Source organism: Streptomyces sudanensis, assembly GCF_023614315.1.
GTDB lineage: Bacteria > Actinomycetota > Actinomycetes > Streptomycetales > Streptomycetaceae > Streptomyces > Streptomyces sudanensis.
In genome coordinates this window covers 2,632,306-2,650,758 of the sequence record NZ_CP095474.1, presented here as the reverse complement: position 1 = coordinate 2,650,758, position 18,453 = coordinate 2,632,306, and the positions used below count along the sequence as shown (strand labels likewise).

The 18,453-nt window shown below is 72.5% G+C and carries 16 protein-coding genes and 1 pseudogene; 11 read left to right on the top strand and 6 right to left on the bottom strand.

The features are described 5' to 3' along the window. Positions 1 to 356 precede the first annotated feature (356 nt). Both MW084_RS12260 and MW084_RS12255 read left to right on the top strand, forming a co-directional pair. A complete protein-coding gene (locus MW084_RS12260; protein ID WP_158684306.1) occupies positions 357 to 719 on the top strand; it encodes a hypothetical protein in 363 nt (120 codons plus the stop codon). A gap of 220 nt (positions 720 to 939) precedes the next feature. Then, positions 940 to 1,563: a LysE family translocator gene (locus tag MW084_RS12255; RefSeq protein ID WP_010469652.1), complete on the top strand. Its 624-nt coding sequence runs from the start codon at positions 940 to 942 to the stop codon at positions 1,561 to 1,563. A 222-nt stretch (positions 1,564 to 1,785) separates the two neighbouring features. Here the strand turns inward: MW084_RS12255 and MW084_RS12250 are convergent, their stop codons facing one another. Further along, positions 1,786 to 2,427 (bottom strand): TetR/AcrR family transcriptional regulator, encoded by a 642-nt coding sequence (locus MW084_RS12250; protein ID WP_010469650.1) that lies wholly within the window; start codon positions 2,425 to 2,427, stop codon positions 1,786 to 1,788. A gap of 88 nt (positions 2,428 to 2,515) precedes the next feature. Between MW084_RS12250 and MW084_RS12245 the strand changes: the two genes are divergently transcribed. Next, positions 2,516 to 3,370 (top strand): alpha/beta fold hydrolase, encoded by an 855-nt coding sequence (locus MW084_RS12245; RefSeq protein ID WP_010469648.1) that lies wholly within the window; start codon positions 2,516 to 2,518, stop codon positions 3,368 to 3,370. A 225-nt stretch (positions 3,371 to 3,595) separates the two neighbouring features. On the opposite strand, the gene MW084_RS12240 is transcribed toward MW084_RS12245, so the two are convergent. Next, a complete protein-coding gene (locus MW084_RS12240; protein ID WP_010469646.1) occupies positions 3,596 to 3,937 on the bottom strand; it encodes a hypothetical protein in 342 nt (113 codons plus the stop codon). Positions 3,938 to 4,346: 409 nt separating this feature from the next. Between MW084_RS12240 and MW084_RS12235 the strand changes: the two genes are divergently transcribed. Beyond that, on the top strand, positions 4,347 to 4,943 hold the full coding sequence (locus MW084_RS12235; protein WP_010469645.1) for a GNAT family N-acetyltransferase: 597 nt from the start codon (positions 4,347 to 4,349) through the stop codon (positions 4,941 to 4,943). Positions 4,944 to 5,594: 651 nt separating this feature from the next. Continuing rightward, positions 5,595 to 6,221 (top strand): TlpA family protein disulfide reductase, encoded by a 627-nt coding sequence (locus tag MW084_RS12230; RefSeq protein ID WP_050986736.1) that lies wholly within the window; start codon positions 5,595 to 5,597, stop codon positions 6,219 to 6,221. Between the two features lie 344 nt (positions 6,222 to 6,565). On the opposite strand, the gene MW084_RS24330 is transcribed toward MW084_RS12230, so the two are convergent. Further along, positions 6,566 to 6,793: an AQJ64_40280 family protein gene (locus MW084_RS24330; RefSeq protein ID WP_286157410.1), complete on the bottom strand. Its 228-nt coding sequence runs from the start codon at positions 6,791 to 6,793 to the stop codon at positions 6,566 to 6,568. 690 nt (positions 6,794 to 7,483) lie between these two features. On the opposite strand from MW084_RS24330, the gene MW084_RS12215 reads away from it, so the two are divergent. From MW084_RS12215 to MW084_RS12200, 5 genes and pseudogenes are all read left to right on the top strand, one after another. Next, positions 7,484 to 8,095, top strand: a complete 612-nt coding sequence (locus MW084_RS12215; protein ID WP_010469640.1) for a hypothetical protein — start codon at positions 7,484 to 7,486, stop codon at positions 8,093 to 8,095. Then, positions 8,095 to 10,320: a bifunctional serine/threonine-protein kinase/ABC transporter substrate-binding protein gene (locus MW084_RS12210; RefSeq protein ID WP_010469638.1), complete on the top strand. Its 2,226-nt coding sequence runs from the start codon at positions 8,095 to 8,097 to the stop codon at positions 10,318 to 10,320. The genes MW084_RS12215 and MW084_RS12210 overlap by 1 nt, the downstream gene beginning before the upstream one ends. Next, a pseudogene (locus MW084_RS24580) lies at positions 10,320 to 11,232 on the top strand (serine/threonine-protein kinase); the annotation flags it as partial. The gene MW084_RS12210 and the pseudogene MW084_RS24580, both read left to right, overlap by 1 nt. A gap of 236 nt (positions 11,233 to 11,468) precedes the next feature. After that, on the top strand, positions 11,469 to 12,629 hold the full coding sequence (locus MW084_RS12205) for a branched-chain amino acid ABC transporter substrate-binding protein (RefSeq protein ID WP_275563590.1): 1,161 nt from the start codon (positions 11,469 to 11,471) through the stop codon (positions 12,627 to 12,629). A 94-nt stretch (positions 12,630 to 12,723) separates the two neighbouring features. After that, positions 12,724 to 13,812 carry an IS630 family transposase gene (locus MW084_RS12200; protein WP_255128825.1) on the top strand — a complete coding sequence of 363 codons (1,089 nt, stop codon included), beginning with the start codon at positions 12,724 to 12,726 and terminating at the stop codon, positions 13,810 to 13,812. On the opposite strand, the gene MW084_RS12195 is transcribed toward MW084_RS12200, so the two are convergent. The 3 genes from MW084_RS12195 to MW084_RS12185 are packed head-to-tail and all read right to left on the bottom strand — an operon-like array spanning position 13,809 to position 16,036. Continuing rightward, positions 13,809 to 14,567, bottom strand: coding sequence for a TSUP family transporter (locus MW084_RS12195; RefSeq protein WP_275563589.1), 759 nt, complete (start codon positions 14,565 to 14,567; stop codon positions 13,809 to 13,811). The two genes, MW084_RS12200 and MW084_RS12195, sit on opposite strands and share 4 nt — an antisense overlap. 36 nt (positions 14,568 to 14,603) lie before the next feature. Beyond that, positions 14,604 to 15,296 carry an aspartate/glutamate racemase family protein gene (locus tag MW084_RS12190; protein ID WP_029553704.1) on the bottom strand — a complete coding sequence of 231 codons (693 nt, stop codon included), beginning with the start codon at positions 15,294 to 15,296 and terminating at the stop codon, positions 14,604 to 14,606. Continuing rightward, complete coding sequence (locus tag MW084_RS12185; protein ID WP_158684351.1) at positions 15,293 to 16,036, bottom strand: TauD/TfdA family dioxygenase; 744 nt, start codon at positions 16,034 to 16,036, stop codon at positions 15,293 to 15,295. The genes MW084_RS12190 and MW084_RS12185 overlap by 4 nt, the downstream gene beginning before the upstream one ends. Before the next feature lie 412 nt (positions 16,037 to 16,448). Here MW084_RS12185 and MW084_RS12180 point away from each other — a divergent pair, with 412 nt between their 5' ends. Further along, positions 16,449 to 17,588, top strand: coding sequence for a hypothetical protein (locus MW084_RS12180; RefSeq protein WP_010473330.1), 1,140 nt, complete (start codon positions 16,449 to 16,451; stop codon positions 17,586 to 17,588). Positions 17,589 to 18,453: the final 865 nt, after the last annotated feature.

Sequence of the window (18,453 nt, the reverse complement as noted above, 5' to 3'; positions counted from 1 at the left end):
CGCCCCCTGACCGGCGGGGCCCGGCGCCCCTCACACACGAGGCGTACGAAACGGCACGAGGTGTACGAGACCCGGGGGCCATAGGGGACGGCCCGAGGGGGGAGACGGTACGAGGGGGGGAGACGGCAGGAGACGCGGGAGACGCACAACCCGTACGGGATCTGCGACCCGTACGGGATCTGCGAACCGTACGGGACCTACAGGCCTCACAGGGTTCGGACGGGAACGGCCGGTCAGGTCACCGGGCGCGTCCGGCTGTCGCGCCCGGCTGCCGTGTCACCCGCCGGTACGCTGGCGGCACGGCCCAACCGCACGCCGGGACAGGCGGGTTCGGCCCTGCTCCGAGGAGGGGAACCTTGCGTGTGCCGCCGTTCGCCGTCGGCCTCTGGTACGTCGCGGCCGGCGCCCTGCTGGTGTTCGGCGGCGACGGCCTGAGGCCGGTCCTGGGCCTGCTGCTCACCGCCGAGGGCGCCGTCCTGGTCACGCGCGGCGGCCGGGGCTCCCGCGGTGACGCCCGGGCGCGGCTGGACGTCCGCCTCGGCTGCTGGGCGACGCTGGTGATCGTCGCGGTGGCGGCCGCGGTGTGGGTGTACGGGACCGTCTCCGGCGGTGCCCGGCCCCTCACCGACGCCGTCCTGGCGGACGGCCTGCTCCTCCAGGGGATCGCGCTGACGGTCCCCGCCGCCGCCGTACTGCTGACGACGCGGCGCGAGGCGTGAGCCGTCCTCCCGGAGGAACGCGCCCCCGCGGCACCGGCCCCACCCTGCGGCNCCGGCCCCNCCNNCGGNNCNGGCCNCNNCCTGCGGGGCGACCCGTCCCGTAGGGGGGGCCGTCCCGTAGGGAGACCCGTCCCGTACGGGGTACCGGGACGCCCCGCTGAGCACGTACCGTCACAAGGCCTGACCCTCACCACCGCGCAGCAGTCAAGGAGCCGGTCCCGTGGCCGAGATCATCGCCGTCGCCGTCATCACGGTCCTGGCCGTCATCAGCCCCGGGGCCGACTTCGCCATGATCGTCCGCAACAGCTACCTCTACGGCCGCACCGCGGGCCTGTTCGCCGCCGCGGGCATCGGCCTGGGGGTCCTGGTCCACGTGGCGTACACCATGCTCGGTGTGGGCCTGCTGCTGTCCGGGACTCCCGTCCTGTTCACCGTCGTCAAGATCGTCGGCGCCTGCTACCTGGTCTGGATCGGTTACAAGACCTTCTCGGCCCGCGCCGAGGCCGCCGACACGACGACGGAGGCCGCCGACCCGGAGCCGCGCGCTTCCCGCCTGCAGTCCCTGCGGACCGGGTTCCTCACCAACGCCCTCAACCCGAAGACCATGCTCTTCGTCGTCAGCACCTACACCCAGGTCGTCCACCGCGACACCTCCCTCGCCCAGCAGGCCGGTTACGGGCTCTTCATGGCCCTCACCCACCTGGTCTGGTTCGGGCTCGCCGCGGGCCTCTTCTCCGCCCCCGCCCTCCGCAGCCGCATGCTCCGCCGCCAGAAGGCCCTCAACCGGAGTATCGGCGCCGTCCTGATGGCGCTCGGCGTCTCCCTCGTCTTCGCCTCCGCCTGAGCGTTCGACACCGCACGGCGACCCCGGGAAGCGGACCGCCCGGCCCCGGGAAGCGGACCGTCCAGCCCCGGGGAGCGGGCCGCCCGGCCCCGGCATCCGGTCCGCCGTCCGCCGGTCTTGGCCTGTCGTCCGCCGTCCGCCGGTCCTGGCCTGTCGTACGTCTTCCGCCGTACGTCTTCCCGCCGTACGTCTCCGCCGCCCGCTGGTCTTGGTCCGTCGGGATCAGTCCTCGCCGGTGCGCTCCACGCCGGTGCGCTCCACGCCGGTGCGCTCCACGCCGGTCCGCTCCAGGGCGGCGCGCAGCAGGGCGGCCATGGTCCGGCCGGCCACCCGCAGCGGCTCGGGGTCGCGGGCGGCGCGGGAGAGCACGAACGCCCCCTCCAGGATCATGATCATCGATTGGGCGAGTGAGCGCGCCGCCTCCCGGTCGGGCACCCAGCGGCCGAACCACCCCGCGCCGGCCTCGACCCACTCGGCGAAGACCTCCGCCGTCGCGACCCGCAGGACCTCGTCGGTGTTCGCGACCTCCAGCGCGACCGTGGCGATCGGGCAGGCGTCGGCGTAACCGGTCGCGGCGAGGTCGTCCGCGGCCGCACCGAAGGCGTGCTCGACGGACTCCACCGGGTCCGCGACGCTCTCCAGCAGGGCCAGGACCATCCGCCCGTACGCGGCTCCGGCCGTGCGGACCGTCTCCTCGGCGAGCTGCTGCTTTCCGCCGGGGAAGAAGTGGTAGATCGAGCCGAAGGGTGCGTTCGCCTCCGTCGCGATCCGCTTCAGGCCGGTCCCCGGATAGCCGTTGCGACGGAACAGCGCCGCGGCCGCCTCCTGGATCCGGGTCCGCGTGTCCGGCTGCTCGTGCCCCATGGCCCTCCGCTCCTCCTCCGCGTGCTCTTGGCGCGCTCCGTCGCCCCTCGCTAGACTACAGTAGAACGATCTATCAAGTGGAGGCGTCATGCCGGAGATCGAGCTGTCCGCCGGACCGATCCACTACCGGGACACCGGCGGCGCGGGCCCGGTGCTGGTGTTCGGCCACGGCGTACCGATGGACGGGAGGCAGTGGCGCAAAGTCGTACCGCTGCTGGACGGCTACCGCTGCGTCCTGCCCACGCTGCCCTTCGGGGGGCACCGGCGGCCTATGCGCCCGGACGCCGACCTGTCCCACCGGGGCGTCGCCCGGCTGCTGGGCGAGTTCACCGAGCGGCTGGGCCTGGACGACGTGACCCTGGTCCTCAACGACTGGGGCGGCGGCCAGTTCCTGGTGCTGGAGGAGGGGCACCGGGTCGCGCGGATGGTGCTGGTGGCCTGCGAGGCGTTCGACAACTTCCCCCCGGGGCCGGCCAGGGTGCCGGCCGCCGTCTGCAAGGTCCCCGGCGGGGCCTGGCTCCTGGCGCGGCTGATGCGCGTCCCCTCGATCCGGAACGGCCGCCGGGGGTACGGCGGGCTGAGCCTGCGCGGAGTCCCGGACGAGATCATGGACGACTGGTTCACCCCGATCGCCCGGAACGGGGACGTCCGCAGGGACTTCGCCAGGTTCGCCACCTCGGCGCCGGGGCGGAAGACCCTGCTGGACTGGAGCGGCCGGCTGAGGAGCTTCGACGGCCCGGTACTGGTGGTGTGGGCGACCGAGGACCCGCTGATGCCGCGCGAACACGGCCCCCGGCTGGCGGGGCTGTACCCGGAGGGCCGGCTGGTCGAGATCGGGGACTCCTCCACCCTCGTCCCCGAGGACCAGCCGGAACGGCTCGCCGAGGCGATCACCGACTTCCTGACCCGGACCGGAGCGGAGCCGGTACGGCGTACCGCCTGAACGGCGCACCGGCCGGGCGGCCGGGTGGTCGGGTGGTCGGTCAGTTGGGCGGTGGGGCGGCCGGGTGACTGGCGTGGGCCGGTGGGGGCCGGGGTGGCGCGCGGGTCCGCCCCGGCCCCTACCGATCCGCCCGATCGCGCATGGCCGTACGGGCGGTCATCCGGTGGTCGTACGGGCGGTCATCCGGTGGTCGTGCGGGCGGTCATCCGGTGGCCGTGGAGTCGGTCACCCGGTGGTGTCGTGCGGGAGCGCACCGCCCCGCAGCCACCGGGCGCCCTGACGGCTCAGTACCACCCAGTCGCCCTCCGCGCCGACGCCGAGGTCGTCGACCAGGATCATCCGGTGCCGCAGCCACGCCACGGCCTCGCTGATCGCGCGCATCGCCTCGGAGTTCTTCCGGAGGTCGCGGCGGATGCCGCGCACCCAGTTGCGGACGCTCGGCGAACCACCGCCCGGCGCGAGCAGGTCGACCGCGACGCTGCGGGCGAGGGTTTCGAGTGGGAGCGCCGCCACCTGCTCGGCGGAGAGCGACGGGAAGGCGGGCGCGTGCCCCTGAGTGCCTGTCATGGGGGGAAGGTAGCCCGGAGCGCCCCGGGCCGTACCGCACGTCCCGGGGCCCGAGTGTCCCGCAGCCGGTGAGGGGAAGCGGCCTACGCCCGCCGGATCTCGGCCGGGACACCGGCGCGCAACCGGGCGGAGACCGCGGCGGTCACGCAGCCCCGGCAGCCCCGGCAGCCCCGGCAGCCCCGGCAGTCACGCAGCCCCGGCAGCCCTGCCAGCCCCGGCCGGTACGGCTCCCCTTCCCGTACCGGCGAACCGCGCCACCCCTACGGGACCCCGGCCGAGGCCCACGGGAGCCCGCCCCGGAGCCCACGAGCCCACCGAAGCCCACGGGCCCGCGGCCCTACGGGTGTGCCGGAAGGGGGGCGCCTCGAAATGGGTGGAAGGGGCGGGGGCGACTCGTCAGAATCGGCCCATGGACACCGTGGAGCCCTTCCTCACCACCGAGCGCCTCGAACTGCGCCCCTTCACCGCACACGACGAGGGCCTCCTCATCGAGCTGGACGCCGATCCGGAGGTGATGCGGTACCTCACCGGGGGGCGGCCGACCCCGCCCGAGACGGTGCGGAAGGAGATCCTCCCGAGGATGCTGCGCCGGCACCCGTGCACCGGGTTGCCCGGTTACTGGGCGGTGCGGGAGCGGGCGACGGGGGAGTTCCTCGGATGGTTCGAGCTGCGCCCGCTGGAGGAGGACAGTGCGGAGGCCGTCGAGCTCGGCTATCGGCTGCGCCGGGCCGCATGGGGGCGCGGATACGCCACCGAGGGCTCCCGGGCCCTGGTCGAACGGGCCTTCACGAAGCTGGGCGTGGAGCGGATCACGGCCTACACCATGGCGGTCAACGCCGGTTCGCGCCGCGTCATGGAGAAGGCCGGCCTGGAGTACGTCCGCACCTTCTTCGAGGACTGGCCGGAGACGATCGAGGGCTCGGAGCACGGGGAGGTCGAGTACGTCCTGACCCGGACCGAATGGGAGCGCCACCGGTCCGACGGCGGCGCGGCGCTCCCGGGCTGACCCCGCGCCCGCATCCCACCACGACGCACGCCCCCGGTGAACGCTCCGACGGCGGTACGCCGGGCCGGGGTTCGGGAAGAAGGCAGGACAGTCTTACGGGGTAAAACGCGGCGGCCTCCCCGACCTCCCCGGCCTCGCCGACCTCCCCGGCCTCGCCGACCTCCCCGGGCTCCTCGACCTCCCCGGCCTCGCGGAGGAGTGGCTCGGGTCGGCTGGGGTCGGCTGGGGTCGGCTGGGGTCGGCTCGTTTCGGCCGAAAGTTCTCGATCGGGTCTCCCGGGGGTCCTCGTGATACCGGTCGTCTTGGTCATCGGCCCTCCGCGCGTCCGCGGGGAACGGCCGCAGCACCGGTTTCCCTACGGGCTCTCGCTGCCGGTCCGCTCCGGAGGCCGACCGCGACCGTCCAGTGGAGGAAGTGCCGCCCCTCCACTGATGCCGCGGTGAACGTCCCGGAGGCGACCCCGGAGGAGCCCGGCGGGCTCACCTCCGGACTCCTGCCCGCCGACCGCCGCCGCCCCGACCTTTTCGGACATGAGAATATCGGCGTCATGTGTGGACGGACTTCGCATGTCGGCCTTTTCGAAGTCGAAGTCGAGGCCGAAGTCGACGTCAGGGTCGAAGCCGAGGTCCGTCCCTGTGGGAAACTGTCGGCATGGCTGTCGACGGCACGTCCATTCGTATTTCCCGAGGGCGGGTACGACGCCCTCGGGTCCCGACCCTCGCGTCTGTCGCGCTCCTCTCTTTGCTGTCCGCCTGCGCTTGGGGCGGCTCCGGCAAGGGTGGTCATCCGGATTCCGGTTTCGTGACGAGTGGCGACGGCATCGACAGGGTCGAAGAAGCACATCGGATGAAGGCGCCACGACTTACCGGGGAGACCCTGCAGGGCAGAAAGATCGACCTCGGTGCGTATAAGGGAAAAGTGATCGTGCTCAACGTGTGGGGGTCGTGGTGCACGCCCTGCCGTGCCGAGGCACCTCACCTCGCCAAGGTCGCCAAGGACCTCAAGGCCGACGGGGTGGAGTTCGTCGGAATAAACACCCGAAACCGCGACAAGACCGAGCCGTTGAAATTCGAGAAAGATTACGGGGTGTCCTATCCCAGCTTCTACGACCCGTACGGAAAGCTTCTTCTTGAATTCCCCAAGGGGAGCCTGAATCCCCAGCTCATTCCGTCTACGATCGTGATCGACAGGCAAGGCGGGATTGCGGCGCGAGCCATGAGGGCGCTGAACGAGGACCAGTTGAGGGATGTGCTCCGACCTCTCGTGGAGGAGAGGTGACCGATCGTTTTGGAATGAGTCGAGTCGTCGGCCCTGCACTCGGCGATCCCGGTCGGCGGGGGTATCCCGGTGCGTGCTCATCTCATCCTGGACGATCTGTGGGAGCGGGCGGCGCCACCGTCACCACCCGCTCCTGAACGACGCCGTCGCCATCCCGGACGAGTGCGTGTTCCGGGCGGGGCGGTCCTCGCCGTAATCATGTACGTATTGCGGGCCGGCGTTGTCTGGCGCGACGGGCCGGCCTCCACCAGGGCCTGCTCGAACTCGCCTGCGGCATCAGCTGCTTGCGACGAATCCGAACCTCATCGTGAAATGACCGGCGGACACCCGGAACGGGATGCGCGTCAGCTGTCGGGCCCGCCGGCACGCCATGCGTTCCGGAGCGCCGGCTGCACGTCCTCCCCGAGAACGAGGCGTGTCGTCCTGCCCGGCAGGGTGGGCAGCTCAGCCCAGTGGGTCACCGTCTCACCATCGGCAAGACCATAGGGCAGATAGACGTATCCGTCGGAGTCGACGAAGCAGTCCCTGTGTTCCGTTCCGTCCTCACTGAAGTGCCGAGTCGTGAAGTACATCGGCCTTACCGGCCAGAACGCCTCCCCCCGGCGCGCCCTCGGGCTCGGCGCTGTCGGCCGGGTACCGGCCCGTGGTCGCCACCGCCACCGGTGCACCGCCCCGCGGCAGTCCTTCGCGTGCGTCGACCCAGGTCACCTGGGTGTTCGGATTCGCCATCCCTCTCCCCGGTCGAGCGCTCGGACGCCCGTTCTCTTCCCATGCGCCCATGCATCGGCAGGACCGTTGTGCCGATCTCTGCATCCGGTAGGACTGCCCAGCGTGTGCGCGGGTTGCGTAAGCCGGACCGACCACGGACCGACCACGGACCGACCACTCCCGGCTGTCTGCTCACCCCCTCGGGGCACGTCGGCATCGGGACATCAGGTGTTTTGCGCGGCGGAGCCGTCGCGGGTCCCGGAAATCGCGGAACGGCCTCCACACGGCGCACCCCCGCCGTACGATCCTGCCCCAAGGGGGAGTCGAGGGCTTCGGGGGGCCGCGTGCCAAACGTCAAACGGCTTGCTGACAAAGGTACTTCGAGATGTCGCGGGGTCGCCGTCTGGGTGATTGCGGCCCTGCTCTCCGGCTGCTCGGTCGGTACGCCGGAAGGCGGCGGGACCCCTGCACCGCCTCCCTCGCCGGCGGCTTCACCGGAGCCCACCGGCTCCGCCAGTCCCTCCGCCGCACCGTTCACGGCGGATCCCGCCCGGGTGCCGAAGAACGCCGCGCAGGCCGAGGAACTGGTGGACCACGTCGTCCTGCGCCCCACGGACTGGGGGCCGGACTTCGTGCCCCAGGCGGTCGCCGAGAGCAGGCCGCGCACCGTGGCCGTACTGGACGAGGAGTGCCGGTGGCAGCGCGAACCGCTGCCCGCGTCGGCCCTGGCGTCGCTCTCGCGGTACGCCGAACTGCCAGGCCGGGGCGGGAAGGGCACGGTCCGGGTGACCGCCGTGGCGACCGTCCACACCTCCGAGGCAGCCGCCGACCAGCACCTGACAGCCACGCTGGAGGAGGCACTGCGCTGCCGGGAGCAGGAGATCCGGCCCGGTGAACGCGTGACAGGGCTGCGCTCGGCCGGGTCGGTCTTCGGCACGGGGCACCAGGACTGGGCGGACGACAGCGCCTATGAGAACGGGACGTACGTCACCCGCGAGGGGGCCCATTCCTATTCCTGGAGCGTCGCGCGGGTCGGGGCCGTCACCGTCGGCGTGTCCGTGAAGGGCGCCAGAGGTCACACCGACGAGGAATTGCAGCGCTGGTTCACCGATTCGTCCTTCCAGATGGTCGATTCCGTCAAGACACGGACCGGGCGGGAGGAGTGATGGACCCGCTGCGTCGATCCGACCCCGCGCGCATCGCGGGGCACCGACTGCTCGGACGGCTCGGCGAGGGCGGCATGGGTGTCGTCTACCTGGCACGTACGCCTGGCGGGAGCCTGGTGGCGGTCAAGGTCGTGCAGGAGGAGTACGCCGACGACGCGGGCTTCCGGGAGCGGTTCCGGCGCGAGGTGGAGGCGGCCCGGCGGATCTCCAGCCGCTGGGCGGTGCGCCTGGTCGACGCGGGGCCGGACGACGCCGCGCCGTGGCTGGCCACCGAGTTCCTGCCGGGGCCCTCGCTCGCGGAGGCCGTCGCGCTCCACGGACCGCTGCCACCGTGGGGGCTGAGGGTACTGGGGGCCCGTCTCGCCGAAGCGCTCGACGACATCCATGCCGTCGGCCTGGTGCACCGGGACGTCAAACCCGGCAACGTCCTCCTGGCCCCCGACGGGCCCCGGCTGATCGACTTCGGGATCGCCCGGGCCCCTGAGGACACCTCGCTCACGGCCACCGGGATCGTGGTCGGTACGCCCGGTTACCTCGCCCCCGAGCAGGCGGGCGCCGGTGACGTGGCGCGGGTCGGCCCGGCCGGTGACATGTTCTCCCTCGGTTGCGTCCTCGTGTACGCGGCGACCGGTCGGCCCCCCTTCGGTACCGGACCGGTCGACGCACTGCTCTACCGGACGGTGCACGACGACGCCGACGTCGACGGGGTACCGGAGGAGACGGCCGGGGTAATCGGCGGGTGCCTGGAGAAGGACCCGCGGCTCCGCCCGACCGCCGTTGAGGTGCGCCGCGCCCTGGCGGAGGGCGGGACGGGCGCGGAGGAACCCGCCCGGTGGCTTCCGGAACCGGTGCTCCGGCTCATCGCCGAACGCTCCACCGCCGCGCTCGACCTGCCCGGCATCGACGACACCGAGGTCTCGGGAGAATTCGTCAGTGGCGATGCCGCCGGCACGCGCGGCCCCGGGCGGTCCGCCCCGGCCGTCGAGGGCGGGAACGCCGCCGACGAACCCGGTGCCGCGGCGGGCCGACGGCGCTTCCTGGCTCTGTCGGGAGGGGCGGCCCTGGTGGCGGCGGGAGGCGGGACGGCGTTGTGGGCGGCCGTGGGCCGCGAGGAGGCCGCACCGGCGGTGAAGCCGCGCCGCCCGCGGTACACCCTCGCCCTGCACGCCGACCTGAGCGGCGCCGACAAGGCGACCGGCCGGGCCCAGGAGCGCGGGCTGCGCCTCGCCGTGGAGCAGTTCAACGCTCGCCGCGGACGCCCGTACACGCTCGCCGTCAGGACGGAGGACGACGGCGGCGATCCACGGGCCGCGTCCCGCGTCGCGAAGACGCTGGCGGCGGACCCCGCGGTGCTCGCCGTCGTGGGCCCCACCACCGACGCCACCGCGGAAGCCTGCCTGATGGCGTACGACGCGGCCCTGGTGCCCGTGGCCGCCGTCTCCCCCGGAGCGACGAGCCTCACCATTCAGGGGTATCGCTCCTTCTTGCAGGCCCGTTTCGCCGATGCTCTCCTGGCGGTCTCCCTGAGCATCTACCTGCGCGGGTTCGCCAAGTCGCGGCGAGTCGGTATCGTCGAGGACCGCGCGGCCGGCAACCACGCCTGGGCGGTCGCCAACAACCTCAGTGACCTGCTGCACGACGAGGGGCACCCGCAGGTACCCAGGGTCGTCAGTGCCCTGCGTAAGGACTTCCGCCCGGTCGCGGACGCGATGCTGAAAGCGGGCGCCGACTCCGTCGTCTTCGCCGGTTACCCCGACCGGGCGGCGCAGATCGCCAGGGTCCTCCATGACCGCCGCTTCACCGGGGCGCGCCTCTCGACCCAGCCGATCCTCGACGAGCGGTTCCTCACCGCGGCAGGAGAAGCCGCCGAGGGCTGGCTCGCGGTGGCCCCGGCCGCCGACCCCGCGCTCCTCCCGGCCGGGGCGGCGTTCACCGCCGCCCACAGGCGGCGCTTCGGGGGCGCGCCCGCGCGGTACTCCGTCGAGGCGTACGACACCGCGAACATGTTCCTCGCGGGGCTGGAGAGGCTGGGAACCGCCCGCCCCACCCGCGCCGCCCTGCTGACCGCGGTACGCGGCACGCCGTACCAGGGCATCACCAAGAGGCTCGCCTTCGAGAAGACGGGGGAACTCACCATCAGCCGGAACAATGGCATATTTCTCTGGCGCGTCGAGCGGAGCGCGTTCCGGTGCGAGGGCCCGGTTCCGCTGGGAACATACTCCTGATGCGCCCGCTGCGTCCGGGCGATCCGGCCGGGGTGGGGCCGTTCCGCGTCCTCGCCCGGCTCGGGGCGGGCGGCATGGGGGTCGTGTACCTGGCCCGGTCGCCGTCCGGCACCGTGGCGGCGGTCAAGGTCATCCACACCGCCCGCGTCGGCGACGAGGACTTCCGGGCGCGGTTCCGTCGCGAGGCCGACGCGGCCCGGGGCGTGACCAGCCGCTGGGTCGCGCCGCTGCTCGACGCGGACCCGGACGCCCGGGAGCCGTGGTTGGCGACCGCCTTCGTACCCGGCCCTTCCCTCGCCGAGGCCGTCGAGCTCCACGGGCCCCTGCCGCACCCCACCGTCCGGGTACTGGGGTCGCGGCTGGCCGAGGCGCTGGAAGCGGTCCACCGGGCCGGCCTGGTCCACCGCGACGTCAAACCGGGCAACATCCTGCTCGGCGTGGACGGACCCCGTCTGATCGACTTCGGCATCGCCCGTTCTCCCCGCGGTACGGCCCTCACCTCCAGCGGCATGGTCGTCGGTTCACCGGGGTTCCTCTCCCCCGAGCAGGCACAGGCGCGGCGCGCGGAGATCGGCCCGCCCAGTGACGTGTTCTCGCTGGGCTGCGTCCTGGCCTACGCGGTCGCCGGCGTACGTCCCTTCGGCGGCGGTCTTGCCGCCGCCGCGCTGCTGCGCACGGTCACCGAGGAACCCGACCTCGACGGTGTGCCGGCAGAGCTGGCACCGCTGGTCAGGGCCTGCCTCGCCAAGCGGCCGCAGGAGCGGCCCGGTCCGGTGGCCGTGCGCAAGGCCCTCGGGGGAGGCGGGGACGGTGCCGGACCGTGGCTGCCCGAGCCGGTGATCCGCCTCATCGCGGACCGGTCGGCGCAGGCCCTGCGCGTCACCGCCGCCGGGACGGCCGAAGCCCCGCCCCNGCCCCCGCCCCTGTCTCCGTCCCTGTCTTCGTCTCCGCGAACCGCCCTGCCCGGCGCCGAGACCGTGACCGCGGCGCCGGCCGGCACCGGGCCATCACCCTCCACCACCCGTCGGCGTCTCCTCGTCATCGGCCCGGTCGCGGGGGCCGCCGCGGCGGGCGCCGGCCTCCTGTGGTGGGCCCGGACGCGGTCGGATCCGGTTGCGGCAGGCGGTGGCGGGACGCGGGACCGGCCGGTGCTGACCCTGGCCTTCCACGGGGACCTGTCGGGAGGGACCGGCGCCACCGGGCAGGCCCAGCGCAACGGCGCGCTCATCGCCGTCGATCACGTCAACGGCCAGCGTTCCAGACCGTTCCGGTTCCGCCTGACCGTCCACGACGACGGAGGCGTACCCTCGCGCGCGGCCACCGTCGCCGAACGGGTCGCCGCCGACTCCTCGGTACGAGCGGTGGTGGGGCCGACGACCGACGCCTGCGCACTGGCCGCCGTGCCGGTGTACCACGCGGCGCCGCTGCTCACGGTGGCGGTATCACCCGATGACGTCCACTACGGGTCCCGTGAGACCAACCTTCTCCAGACGTACCTCCTCGGCCGTCCTGCCGACCAGTTCATGGCGATCCCCTGCGCCCGCTACATAGGCCGCGCCGACGGTGTCCACCGGGTGGTGCTCCTCGACGACCGGACGCAGGGGGACTTGAGCTGGAAGGTGTGCCGACAGGTCGCCACGAGCCTGCGGGATGCCGGCCGCACCGTCACGACCAGGGCCGTCGGCCGGGCGATGGACGCCGAGGGCCTCGCCGCCGGGGTGAGGGCGGACCGTGTCGACGCCCTGCTGTTCACGGGCGACGAGCAGCGCACCGCCGCCCTTGCCCGGGCCCTCGCGTCGACGGGGTACACCGGCGTACGCATGGGAATCCGCCAGGGCTTCGGCACGCGGTTCCTGCGGGCGGCGGGCGCCGCCGCGGAGGGGTGGGTGTTCACCACCCCCTTCGTCGACGCCACCCGTGTCCCCGCCGCCAGGGCGTTCACCGCCGCCTACCGCGCGAGGTTCGGGACGGCGCCCCCCTGGTGGGCCGCCGAGACGTACGACGCGGTCCTCTTCCTCGCCGAGGCCATGACACACGGCCGGACGCCCGTGACGGACCGGGGCTCCATCGTCTGGCGCGTACAGGACGTCCGCTACCGCGGCATCACCCGCACACTCTCCCGCTCGACGGCCGGCGGGGGCTACTACGACAACGAAGGCCTCTTCCTCTACCGGGTGAGCGGTGGGTCCTTCACCTTCCTCGGACACCACAGGGAAGCCGGCGGACCGACGGCCGGGCCCGGCTCCGGGGCCACCCGCCACTCCGGCGCCCCGCCGAGCGGGCGCCAAGGGGCTCCCCGGGGCCGTTGACGACCGTGATGGAAGTGCCGTCGGCGTCCGGGCGGGGATTCAGGGACCCTAGTGTTCTGAGTCGTTAGTTCGTTGGCGGTTGTAGGGTTGGGGGATGCCGGGTCCGAAGCCGTTGTCATTGGAGTTGTCCGAGCGCGAGCGCAGGGTTCTGCGGGGCTGGTTGCGCAAGCGGACCGCGGGGCAGGCCCTGGTGCTGCGCGCGAGGATCGTGCTGGCGTGTGCCGAGGGCCGCCCGAACGCGCAGGTCGCGCAAGAGCTCGGTATCTCGCGGGAGACGGTGCGCAAGTGGCGGTCCAGGTTCGCTGCCGACCGTCTTGAGGGGCTGGTCGACGCTCCGCGCTCCGGTGCCCCGCGCCGGATCACCGACGAGCAGGTGGAGTCCCTGGTCGCCCGGACCCTGGACCAGGCGCCCCCTTCGGGGGATTCGCACTGGTCGACGCGGTCGATGGCCCAAGCCGCGGGCATGTCGCAGTCGGCCGTCTCGCGGATCTGGCGGGCGTTCGGCCTCAAGCCGCACATCGTGCAGACATGGAAGCTGTCCACCGACCCGCAGTTCGTGACCAAGGTCCGCGACGTGGTCGGCATCTACCTGTCCCCGCCGGAGAACGCCCTGGTGCTGGCGGTGGACGAGAAGTCGCAGATCCAGGCCCTGGACCGCACCCAGCCGGTGCTGCCCATGTCGCCGACCACGCCGGCGCGGATGACGCACGACTACGTCCGGCACGGCACCACCAGCCTGTTCGCCGCCCTGGACATCGCCTCCGGCTCGGTCATAGCCCAGCACTACCGACGCCACCGCCACCAGGAGTTCCTCCGTTTCCTGAAGACCATCGACGCCGCCGTACCCAAGAACCTGGACCTGCACCTGGTCCTGGACAACTACGCCACCCACAAGACCGAAGCGGTCAAGAAGTGGCTGCTGCGACACCCCCGCTTCCACCTGCACTTCACCCCCACCTCCGCCTCCTGGCTCAACCTCGTCGAGCGCTGGTTCGCCGAGCTGACCTGCCGCAAACTCCGCCGCTCGGCCCACCGCAGCGTCACCGAACTCGAACGCGACATCCGCCGATGGATCAACGAGTGGAACAAGAACCCCAAACCGTTCGTGTGGACCAAGACCGCCGACGACATCCTCGGCACCCTCGCCGCGTACTGCACACGAACTAACGACTCAGGACACTAGAAGAAGGCCAGGCGTACGGCGAGGCCGCAGACGGTGAGCATCAGTACGACGCGGGCGAATCCCGCACCCCTGGTCAGGGTCATGTTCGCACCGACACGTGCTCCGACGATGTTCATGACTCCCATTGCCGCGCCGAGCAGCCACATGACATGGCCGCCGATCGCGAACACGGTGATGGCGCCGACGTAGGTGACGAGATTGATCACCTTCGCGTTGGCTGAACTCCGGACCAGATCGAGGCCGAGTATCCCGGTGAGGGCGAGGATGAGGAACGTCCCGGTACCAGGGCCGATGAAACCGTCGTAGAAGCCCAGCAGGCATCCGGCGACCAGGAACGTCAGCAGGATCCTCCGCCGGCCGGCCTGCGGATGCCGGACGGCCGTACCGAACCGGGGGCGCACGGCCATGAACACGGCCACCGCGACCAGGACGCATATCAGCAGGGGCCGGAACATCTCGGAGGGCACGGTCGCCGCGGCCAGTGCCCCCAATCCGGCGCTGCCGCAGGCGACCAGTCCCACACCGACGCCCAAGGTGAGGTCCACCCGTGTTCTGCGGGCGTAGATCCCCGCCGCGACGGCGGTACCGGCTATGGCGGCCACTTTGCTGGTGCCCAGTGCCGTGGCCGGCTCGAGGTGGGGGAAGGCCAGGAGGAGGGCCGGCACCTGAACAAGGCCGCCGCCGCCGACGACGGCGTCAATCCAGCCGGCGAATCCGGCGACGACGAGCAGGGCCATCAATGTACTCAGTTGCACGTTTCCGCCATCTGTCTTGAACCCGGTTTCCGCCGCTCATGCCGATGCGGCCGCGAGGACGGCCTCGGCATAGGCATCCGCCACATCCATGAAGTCCAGGTCCCGGACGTGCCCGGCCACCGGCGATATGTCGGTGCAGCCGATCAGCCTGGTCCCCGCGGCCGAAGCCCAGGAACCGGTGAGCACGCAGCCGAGCCGTTCGGCGAGCAGTTCCGGCTTCTTCCCGGACTTGACACCGTCGACGATGTCCTGGATCGCCGTCTGCTCCCGCTCGCCGGGAGTGTGGACGGCGACCCCGGCCCGTGCCAGCCGGCCCTGCAACAGCCCGGACTCGCGCGCCGGCGTCGTCACGGCGAGGGCGACGCTCCGGGCACCCACACCCTTGAGCGCCCCGGTCACCGCGTCCAGGGCGTTCACCACCGGGACGGGGAGGGCGGCCTGCAACTGCTCGTAGTAGGCGTGTGTGGTGACCGAGGGGAGTGCCAGCACCTCGGCCCCGGCGCTCACCAACCGGGTGGCCACCTCGATCAGGGCGGGCAGGGGCGACGGCCCCCGCCCCCGGAGGTGGTCGAGCCGGCTGGGCAGGGACGGGTCCGACACGAGCACGACGCGCGGATGTTCCTGGTCGGAAGCGGCATGGGACAGATCCACCAGACGCCGGTAGAAATGGGCGCCGGCCAGCGGCCCGAGTCCGCCGATGATGCCGATCGTTCGTACATAGCGACTCATGCCGAAATCAACACCCGTCGAAGGTGGCGGCCGCTGTCCTTGAAGGAGGTCCGCGAGTGCAGCATCCGCCAGTTGTCCCAGAGCAGCAGGCAGTTCCGCGCTATGCGCACACCGATGCAGTTCTCCTCGAAGAATTCCGTACCGCTGCGCAGGAACCCGGGGAGGAAGTCGTCGCCATCGGCGTTCACATTGTTGGCCGAGTACCGCAGGACATCCACCCCGTCCCGGGACTCCAGAATGGGGTGGCGATTTCCCCATTTCACCCCTCGTCGGACGAGTCCCTCGCTGGTGGTCCACTCGTACCGGCGTGTGCGCATGATCTCGCGTTCTTCGGAGGAGAACGTCCGCAGCCAGGCGTACCCGTCGGCCAGCGTCGTCTCCCCGCCCGGACCGCGCGCGGGCCTGACGCACCACAGAGCCAGGTACCGGGGCGGCAGTCCAGGGTATTCATAGGCTTCGGTGTGGGGCACCAGGCTCCTGGTGTTCCTGGAGTGATACACGTCGTCCATGTCCGGCTCGGGCTTGAGGTCCCACACCAGTCGGCCGTCGTACTGCGGCACGAACTCCCCGAACGCTCTCAGGAATCCCAAGTGGTCGAAGTCGTCGGGTACATCGAAGAGATATAAGTACCCGTGATTCTCCAGGTGTTTTCGTGCTATTTTTTCGATGGCCGCGGGAGAGGGGAGCCCGCCCAGCGGAACCGCTGCTTCTAATGTGGCTTCGGGATATGCGGAAGACACATCCACTCCTTATTGCCGATGAAGCGCAAGGTGTCAATATGTTCACGCTTGGGGGCGCGGCTGCGGAAGCCGGAATCAAGACGCAAAAGTCATGTTTTCGGCCGGGATCGCCAGTGCCCCACCGCTCGCCGGGGCAGGAATCCGGCGTAATTGCTCGACGTCCGGTGCGCAACGGCCTGCCGGCCCGCCGGGGTTGTGGGAACGCGGCAGGCGCGGATTTCCAAGATCATGGAATTCTTGATGCCCCGTGATCCGAGTGGGCACGTGGCCGGGCCGTCCGCCGGGGAGCCGTGACCGTGGACACGTGGCCGGGCCGTATGGCCGGAGCGCGTGGCCGGACAGTGTGGCCGGGGACGTCCGCCGGGGGCGGTCCGCGGGTTCCGGTGCCGGGCGACCGTGGACACTGGACGGCATGGCATCCCTGCGCGCCTCCGCCCTCCGAGCCTTCGCCTTCCGAGCCCCCGCTTCGGCTCCCCGCGCCTCGGCTCCTCGCGCTTCGGCTCTCCGCGCCTCGGCTCCCCGTACCTCCGCCCGCGGCGCCCGCGGCCGCCGCGCGTCCGCGGTCCTCGTCGCGGCGCTCCTCCTCGCGGCGGGCGCCGCCGGGCCGGCCGCCGCGGCCGGGGACGGCGACGGTGACGGGTTCACGCTCACCGACCCCCGCATCACCGAGTCCAGCGGGCTCGCCGCGAGCCGCGCCCACCCCGGCGTGTACTGGACCCACAACGACCAGGACGAGCCGCGGGTCTTCGCCGTCGACGGGCGCACCGGCCAGACCGTCGCGACGGTCACCCTGCGCGGCGTCGGCAAGCCCCGCGACATGGAGGCGATCTCCGTCGGCCCCGACGGCCATGTGTACGTCGGCGACATAGGCGACAACCTGAACGGCTCCTGGAAGCACGTGTGGGTCTACCGCTTCCGCGAGCCGGAGCGGCTGCGCGACACCACCGTCGACGCCACCCAGTACACGGTGCGCTACGAGGACGGCCCCCGCGACGCTGAGGCGCTGATGGTGCACCCGCGCACCGGCCGGGTCTACATCGCGTCGAAGAACGAGGAGGGCGGCGGCCTGTACGAGGGCCCGGCGAAGCTGTCCGCGCGGGGCGTCAACGTGTTCCGGCGCGTCGGGGAGGTGCCGTGGGTGACGGACGGCGCGTTCTCCCCGGACGGTACGCGGCTGGTCCTGCGCGGCTACTTCAGCGCCCGCGGCTACGCCTGGGAGGGCGGGCGGCTCGGCGCCGACGACCGCGTGCGGGCGCCGGTCCTGGGCCAGTCGGAGTCCGTCACGTACACGGCGGACGGGTCGGCGCTGCTGTTTGGCACGGAGGGCGAGCGGAGCCAGGTCGTGCGGGTGCCGGTGGAGGGCACGGTCGCGGAGCCGTCGAGTCCTTCGGACCGCGCGTCCGGGCCGGCCGCCGCGACGGGCGGGGCGGCCGGCGGCGACGCGGCGTCCGGGGTCCCGGGCTACGCGGTGGTCCTGGCCGCGGTGGGCGCGGCGCTGCTGTTCGGCCTGCGGAAGGCGCGCCGCCGGGGCGGTGGCGGCGGGACGGCGTGAACGGCGGGGCGGCGTGAACGGCGGCCCCGCCGCCGCCCCACCCCGCGGGCGGTACGCCGGTCACGCCCGGCGCGCCAGGCGCGCCGGGTACGGGTGGCGCGCCGGGTACGGCCGCTGGATCAGGCGCACTTCACGGTCGGCCCGTTGAGCATCGCGCCCGCCACCTGCTGCCCCTTGGGCGTCCAGTAGCCCAGCTTGGACACGACCGTCGAGCAGGTGCCCGGCGGCAGCGTGACGTGGACGGTGACGCGGGCCGGGCGGCCGGGCTGGAGGTCGGTGAGCGAGCAGTCCAGGGCGTGCGCGCTGCGGGTCGTCGCCGGGTAGCGGCCGGTCAGCGGGTTGACGCAGCGGACGTCCGTGGAGGCCAGCTCGATGCCGGTGCCCGGTTCGCCGATGAGCCCGAAGCGCGCGCTGGCGTCCCCGTCGTCGCCGGTCCGCTCCACCGTGTACGTGAGGGTCGTCGTCGCTCCGGGGGTGAGCGCGGCCGGGGGCGCGACCTCGATCGTGTGGGAGGGCGCGGGCTTCGGCGCGGTGAGGGTGAACGTCCCGGTGGCGGTGCCCTTCAGGGGCAGGGACGCGGTCCGGTCGGTGCCGTCGACGGCGACGGCCGCCGTGATCGTGTACGTGCCGGGGCCGGGGTAGTCGGCCCGGGTGCCCAGCGTGCCGGAGGCGGCGCCGTCCTCCTCGCTCCGGCGGGCGGTCCACGTGCCGGAGACGGTGCAGGCGCAGTCGGCCGCGGCGGTCACGGTCATGGACGCCCCGGTCACGGTGACGCACAGCCCGACGGCCGGCCCGGCGGAGCGTCCGGCGCCCGGCTGGGCCAGGGGCGCGGCGGGGGAGCAGCGGGAGACGGACGCCGGGGNAG

Excerpts from the sequence above, each read along its gene's own strand:
- MW084_RS12190 (WP_029553704.1), bottom strand. The coding sequence starts at position 15,296 with ATGAGTCGCTATGTACGAACGATCGGCATCATCGGCGGACTCGGGCCG.
- MW084_RS12235 (WP_010469645.1), top strand. The coding sequence starts at position 4,347 with ATGGACACCGTGGAGCCCTTCCTCACCACCGAGCGCCTCGAACTGCGC.
- MW084_RS12245 (WP_010469648.1), top strand. The coding sequence starts at position 2,516 with ATGCCGGAGATCGAGCTGTCCGCCGGACCGATCCACTACCGGGACACC.
- MW084_RS12210 (WP_010469638.1), top strand. The coding sequence starts at position 8,095 with ATGGACCCGCTGCGTCGATCCGACCCCGCGCGCATCGCGGGGCACCGA.
- MW084_RS12200 (WP_255128825.1), top strand. The coding sequence starts at position 12,724 with ATGCCGGGTCCGAAGCCGTTGTCATTGGAGTTGTCCGAGCGCGAGCGC.
- MW084_RS12250 (WP_010469650.1), bottom strand. The coding sequence starts at position 2,427 with ATGGGGCACGAGCAGCCGGACACGCGGACCCGGATCCAGGAGGCGGCC.
- MW084_RS12180 (WP_010473330.1), top strand. The coding sequence starts at position 16,449 with ATGGCATCCCTGCGCGCCTCCGCCCTCCGAGCCTTCGCCTTCCGAGCC.
- MW084_RS24330 (WP_286157410.1), bottom strand. The coding sequence starts at position 6,793 with ATGTACTTCACGACTCGGCACTTCAGTGAGGACGGAACGGAACACAGG.
- MW084_RS12240 (WP_010469646.1), bottom strand. The coding sequence starts at position 3,937 with ATGACAGGCACTCAGGGGCACGCGCCCGCCTTCCCGTCGCTCTCCGCC.
- MW084_RS12230 (WP_050986736.1), top strand. The coding sequence starts at position 5,595 with ATGGCTGTCGACGGCACGTCCATTCGTATTTCCCGAGGGCGGGTACGA.